Source organism: Burkholderia sp. E168m15, assembly GCF_016586105.1.
In the GTDB taxonomy this organism is placed as follows: Bacteria; Pseudomonadota; Gammaproteobacteria; order Burkholderiales; family Burkholderiaceae; genus Burkholderia; species Burkholderia orbicola.
This window is the reverse complement of the sequence record NZ_BCPO01000136.1, coordinates 1-5,491: the sequence shown is the minus strand read 5'-3', so window position 1 is coordinate 5,491 and position 5,491 is coordinate 1. Positions and strand designations below refer to the sequence as shown.

The window sequence follows — 5,491 nt, the reverse complement described above, 5'->3', positions numbered from 1 at the left end:
GTGGCCGCCGAGGTCGCGGACATCGTCGCGGCGAGGATCCGGCCTGCGATGAAGGTCCCGCCCCAGAACAGCGCGACGAGCGTGAGCTTCACGTAGATGGCCGCGTGCGGCCGGGGGGCGACGACGCTGGCGGGCGGGGCGGGAGCATTCATGTGGCGTGCAATCTCGAAAGGAAGCGTGTGCCGCGAGGCGTGCGTGGCCGCGCGCGGCTAAACGATGCCGAACCGCGCGATGGCCGGCCTGCGGGCCGATTCAGTGAAGGGGGCTGGGCGGGCGTCGTCAGCGGAACGCGGGCGCCGACGCGAGCGCGGTGAGCACGGCCGGCATCGCGAGCGCGGCGGCGATCGTCTGGAACGCGGTGATGCCGGCCATCAGCGGCGCGTCGCCGCCGAGCTGGCGCGCCATGATGTACGACGCCGACGAGGTCGGCAGCGCCTGGAACAGCAGCGCGACGGTCAGCGCCGCATCGCCGAGCCCGAACAGCCGGCCGGCCGCGAGCGTGATGAGCGGCATCGCCACGAACTTGAACGCCGATGCGACGCACACCGGCTGCCACCATGCGCGGGCCGCATCGAATGTCAGCGCCGCGCCCACGCACAGCAGGCCGAGCGGCATCGACGCGGCGCCGAGCGCCCGCACGGCCGGCTCGACGGCGGCCGGAAACGCCACGCCGCCGGCCTGCATCGCCATCCCGAGCGCGCAGGCGACGACGAGCGGATTCGACAGGATCTGCCGCACGAGCGCCGCCGCGCCGAGCCGCGTGTCGCCGTAGCGCGCGAAGACCAGCACGCACATCAGGTTGACGGTCGGCACGATCGCCGCGACGCAGACGGCCGCGAGTGCAATGCCCTTCGCACCGAACAGCCCGGCGGCGAGCGCGGTGCCGACATAGTTGTTGAAACGCACGGCGCCCTGGAACACCGACGTGAACCCGGCGCCGTCGACCCGCACGAACCGGCGGACCAGCAGAAGAAGCGCCGCGGCGAATGCGGTCGAACCGACCAGCGCCGCCGCGAGCGGTAAAACGGGCAACGATTGCAGCCGCGCATTCGCGAGGCCGTCCGCGAACAGCGCGGGCAGCAGCACGTAGTAGCAGAGCCGCTCGGCGTGCGGCCAGAACGCTGCGGCGATGAAGCCGGTGCGCCGCAGGCCATGACCGAACGCGACCAGCAGCGCGACCGGCGCGAGCGCGAGCAGGATCGGGCCGATCATCGGCGCGCCTTCATGCGGGTCGTGCCGGAGCGCCGGCGCGGCCGGCAGGCAACGCAGCGGAACGACGCGGGAATCCATCCGGCGGGCGACATGGCGACATGCAATCGAAAGAATGACGATGCCGCCAAGTTAACACGCGCAAGCAACGGGAATAATGGTGAATTATCGGGTGTTCAATGAGAAATTCTCATCGATGACGCGGTCACTTCGGCGGCCAGCGCGCGGGCGAAACGTTCGGCCGGACGCGACTGGTGTTCGAGCAGCACGACCGCGCGGCCCATCTGCGGCTGGCCGAACGGCAAGCGCGTGACCGGCGGCAGGCGCGCGAGCGTCGCGTCGGGGAGCGCGACGATCGCCGCACCGAGCCCGCGCGCCACCATGCGCGCGATCGTTTCCGCGCTGTCCAGCACCATCTCCTCGCGCACCCGCACGCCGATGCGGCGCAGCTCGGCGGCGATCATCCGGCCGGCCCACGCCTGCGCGTCGAAGCGGATGAACGGCAGCGCATCGAGCAGCGCGCCCGCGTCGCGTTCCGCATGACCGGGCGGCGCGAGCAGCCAGAAGCGATCCTCGTACAGCGTGGTCCACGTCAGTTCCGCCGGATGCGGGCGCACCGGGCGCGTCGTGATCGCCGCGTCGAGCTCGCCGGCCGCAACGCGGTTCGCGAGTTCCACCGACATGCCGGCCGACACGTGCACGCGCAACGACGGATGCGCGGCACGCAGCGCGAGCAGCGCGTCGGGCAGCGGGCCGGACAACGCGGTCTGGATCGCGCCGATCCGCAGCCGGCCGACCAGCTTCTTCTCGTCGCTGAGCGCATCGGGAATCTGGTCGACCATCGCGAGCACCTGCTTGGCCTGCGCGAGCAGGATGTTGCCGGCTTCGGTGAGCACCGGCTGCCGGCGCGAACGGTCGAACAACTGCACGTTGTATTCGCTTTCGAGCGTCTTGATCTGCAGGCTCACCGCCGATTGGGTGAGGCCGATGGCTTCGCCGGCGCGCGCGAAGGTCCGGTAGCGGGCGATGGCGACGAGCGTTCTGAAGGCGCGGAGTGACATGGGCTCGGTGAGATGGGCGAACGGGGCCGGCACGCGGATTGCTCGACGATGCCGGCGGCGCAGTGGCGGCATGCCGCTCGGGGTGTCGACGACCGCCGAAGCGGACGGCTGGCGCCGACACGCTGGCGGACATCATGCCCGTGCGTGCGGAAACGGGCAACCGACGCGCGCCCCGGTCTGCGCCGAAAGGCGCGGTGCGGGACGGCCGGATCGGCCGGTGCGTGCTTTCATGCATGGCGTCGTGCTGGACATGCACGTCTGTCCGCGCACGCGTGAGCGGCCGTGGCCGTGCGTGCCGCCCGCTTCCGTTTCATCGATGCGCCGGGGCGACGCGAGCCGTTGCGGTCACCCCGACCCTTCGCGGAGGTAACGACGATGCCAGACGATCCCGGTGAAGTCGCGCGTGCGAGCTATCGCGCGTATGTCGACAAGAACCGCGACGCGATCGAAGCGCTGATCGCGCCGGACTTCCATTTCACGAGCCCGCTCGACAACCGGCTCGACCGCGACGCGTATCTGGCGCGCTGCTGGCCGAACAGCGCGATGCTCGCAGGATTCGAGTTCGTCGACGTGGCGGTGCACGGCGAATACGTGTTCGTCGTGTACGAAGCCGTCACGACCGCCGGACGGCGGTTTCGCAACGCCGAGCGATTGCGCGTACGCGACGGCCGGATCGTCGAGGCCGAGGTGTATTTCGGCTGGTACGTGCCGCACCAGGCGCCCGATGGCGGGTTCATCGAGGCGGGCGGGTGAAGGCAGTCGCGTGCATCGGCGCACTCATCCCGCCGCGTCTTCCCCCAACGCCTGGATGAACCGCGAAAACAGCTCGGGCTGCGACGAAATCCCGAGCTTTGCGTACAAATGCCGCCGATGCACCTTCACCGTTTCCGGTGAAATCGCGAGCCGCTCGGCAATCGCCTTCGACGAATTGCCGCGCAGCACCATCCGCGCGATCGACATCTCGCGGTCGGTCAGCACGCCCGCGCCGAAGCGGGCGAGCGCCTGTTCGACGCGCGTACCGAGATCGGCGTCGGGCGCCGCACGTCCGGCGTCGCCCACCAGCCTCCAGTGCTGCCGAATCACCGCGAGCACCCACGGCATCGCGGCCGTCAGCTTGCCGAGCGGTTCGACGTCGAAGCGCGTCGACGCACCGAGCGACAGCGACAGCAGCGTGTCGGCATTCGGCCGCACGAGAATCTGGATCTCGTCGTCGCCGACCGCGTCGCGGAAATAGCTCAGGAAATACTCGCTCTGCCGGAACAGGTCGGGCGCGACTTCCTCGAGCCGGTAGCAGCCGTCGGCGAGCCCGTCGTGCGCGGCCTGCAGGAACGGATCGAGCAGATATAACCCATTCAGGTAAAGCGGCACGGGCGACGCGGCGTCGGTGCCGCCCGTGTCGTATTCGTCGAGCACGAGCGGTACGCCGTCGCTGCCGATCGCGGTCGCCAGCGCGTTGTCGAACGGCGCCATTTCATTGAGCAGCAGCACCAGGAATCGCCAGAAGCGCGGCTGGCCGAGATGATCGATTGCGCGGCCAAGCGCCTGGTGCATCGCGATTTCGGAAAAGAGACGATCCATACCACCACCGGAAGGGCGTAACACGAAGGGGGAATAGCGGTCCTGAAATTGGCTTCCTAGACTGCCACGCAATCAATCGGGCCCGAGTATGGGCGTTCAAAAACAGGTGGCATAGGAGCACAGGAGAACGAAATGGCGATGATGTCGGAATCGACGGGCAGCCTGCAAGCGGCGCCTGCAACGGAAGACGCGCCGCGCGCGCTGTCGCAGACGCTCAGCGTGCGCGATGCGGTGATGATCACCGTATCGGGCGTGACGCCGGCCAGCTCGATCTTCGTGATCGCGCCGTTCGCGATCCAGCAGGCCGGCAGCGGCGCCGTGCTGTCGTTCGTGCTCGGCGGCGTGCTCGCGCTGGCGTTCGCGCTCTGCTATGCGGAACTCAGCGCCGCGCATCGCAGCGCGGGCGGCGAATACGTGATGGCCAAGCGCGTGTTCGGCACGCTGCCCGGCTACCTGACCTTCATCACGGTGCTGTCGGTCAGCGTGTTCATCCCCGCCGTGCTCGCGAGCGGCGCCGCGCCGTACCTGAACAACGCGCTCGGCACGCACTTCAGCAACCAGTCGGTCGCGCTGACGATCGTGCTGCTCAGCTATCTGCTCGGCATGCTGAACATCAAGACGAACGCCTGGATCACCGGCGCGTTCCTGGTCGTCGAAATCGGCGTGTTGATGCTGATCGCGGGGCTCGGCTTCGGGTCGCCGCATCGCGGCGCCGAAGTGCTGATCGCCCCGGTCGTCGCAAGCGGCAATGCGCTCGTGCCGGCGACGCTCGCGGCCATCGTGCCCGCCATCGGCACCGCGATCTTCTGCTACAACGGCTTCGGCTCGGCCGCGTATCTCGCGGAAGACCTGTGCGGCGGCAACCGCAACGTCGCGAAGGCGGTGATCTATTCGCTGCTCGTGATCCTCGTCGTCGAACTGGTGCCGCTCACCGCGATCGTGCTGGGTGCGCCGTCGCTGACGGAGCTGACCAAAAGCGCCGATCCGATCGGCTATGTCGTGCGCTCGCTGAGCAATCCGGCCGTGTCGCGCGTGGTCAGCGGCGGGATCTTCCTGTCGGTGTTCAACGCGATCATCGCGATCGTGATCACGATGGGCCGCCTGCTGTACAGCAGCGGCCGGCATGCGCTCTGGTCGCGCACCTGCAACCGCGCGTTCTCGACGATCCACCCGCGCCTCGAATCGCCGTGGCTGGCGACGCTCGCGCTCGCGATACCGTCGGCCGGGCTCGTGTTCGTGTCGAGCCTCGACGAACTCACCGCGTTCACGGTCGACCTGCTGCTGCTGATTTATCTGGTCGTCGGGCTGGCCGCGCTCGCGAGCCGGTTCGTGCGCCGCGACGTCGAGCATCACTACCGGATGCCGCTGTGGCCCGTGACGCCGCTCGTCGCGGTGGCGGGCGCCGCGTACACGCTTTACACGACGCTGGCGACTGCGACGAAACCGACCGACCTGATCATCATCGCGGGGCTGCTGGTCGCGGCGCTCGTGATGTACGTGGCCTGGGCGCGCCACAGCGAAGCATTCCGCGCGCTCTGAGCGCCGGATCGATACAGTGCACCACCGACACACGAACCATCGAAAGACTGGAGGAATTGCATCATGCGCACGAGGGATCTCGGCATCCGCATCGGCCTCGGCAC

Annotated in this window: 5 protein-coding genes and 1 pseudogene; 2 read left to right on the top strand and 4 right to left on the bottom strand. The window is 68.8% G+C overall.

The window, feature by feature from the left end:
* From JMF86_RS35385 to JMF86_RS20915, 3 genes and pseudogenes are all read right to left on the bottom strand, one after another.
* A pseudogene (locus JMF86_RS35385) lies at positions 1-152 on the bottom strand (EamA/RhaT family transporter); the annotation flags it as partial.
* A 127-nt stretch (positions 153-279) separates the two neighbouring features.
* The gene (locus JMF86_RS20920; RefSeq protein WP_196222401.1) at positions 280-1,212 is read right to left on the bottom strand and encodes an AEC family transporter; all 933 of its coding nucleotides are present in this window, start codon (positions 1,210-1,212) and stop codon (positions 280-282) included.
* Positions 1,213-1,385: 173 nt separating this feature from the next.
* Positions 1,386-2,270: a LysR family transcriptional regulator gene (locus tag JMF86_RS20915; RefSeq protein WP_041489394.1), complete on the bottom strand. Its 885-nt coding sequence runs from the start codon at positions 2,268-2,270 to the stop codon at positions 1,386-1,388.
* Positions 2,271-2,645: 375 nt separating this feature from the next.
* Between JMF86_RS20915 and JMF86_RS20910 the strand changes: the two genes are divergently transcribed.
* Positions 2,646-3,023, top strand: coding sequence for a nuclear transport factor 2 family protein (locus JMF86_RS20910; protein ID WP_006482852.1), 378 nt, complete (start codon positions 2,646-2,648; stop codon positions 3,021-3,023).
* A 24-nt stretch (positions 3,024-3,047) separates the two neighbouring features.
* Here the strand turns inward: JMF86_RS20910 and JMF86_RS20905 are convergent, their stop codons facing one another.
* Positions 3,048-3,848: a helix-turn-helix transcriptional regulator gene (locus JMF86_RS20905; protein ID WP_011547767.1), complete on the bottom strand. Its 801-nt coding sequence runs from the start codon at positions 3,846-3,848 to the stop codon at positions 3,048-3,050.
* 132 nt (positions 3,849-3,980) lie between these two features.
* On the opposite strand from JMF86_RS20905, the gene JMF86_RS20900 reads away from it, so the two are divergent.
* Entirely contained in the window at positions 3,981-5,387 is a 1,407-nt protein-coding gene (locus tag JMF86_RS20900) for an APC family permease (protein WP_011547766.1), read from the top strand.
* Positions 5,388-5,491: the final 104 nt, after the last annotated feature.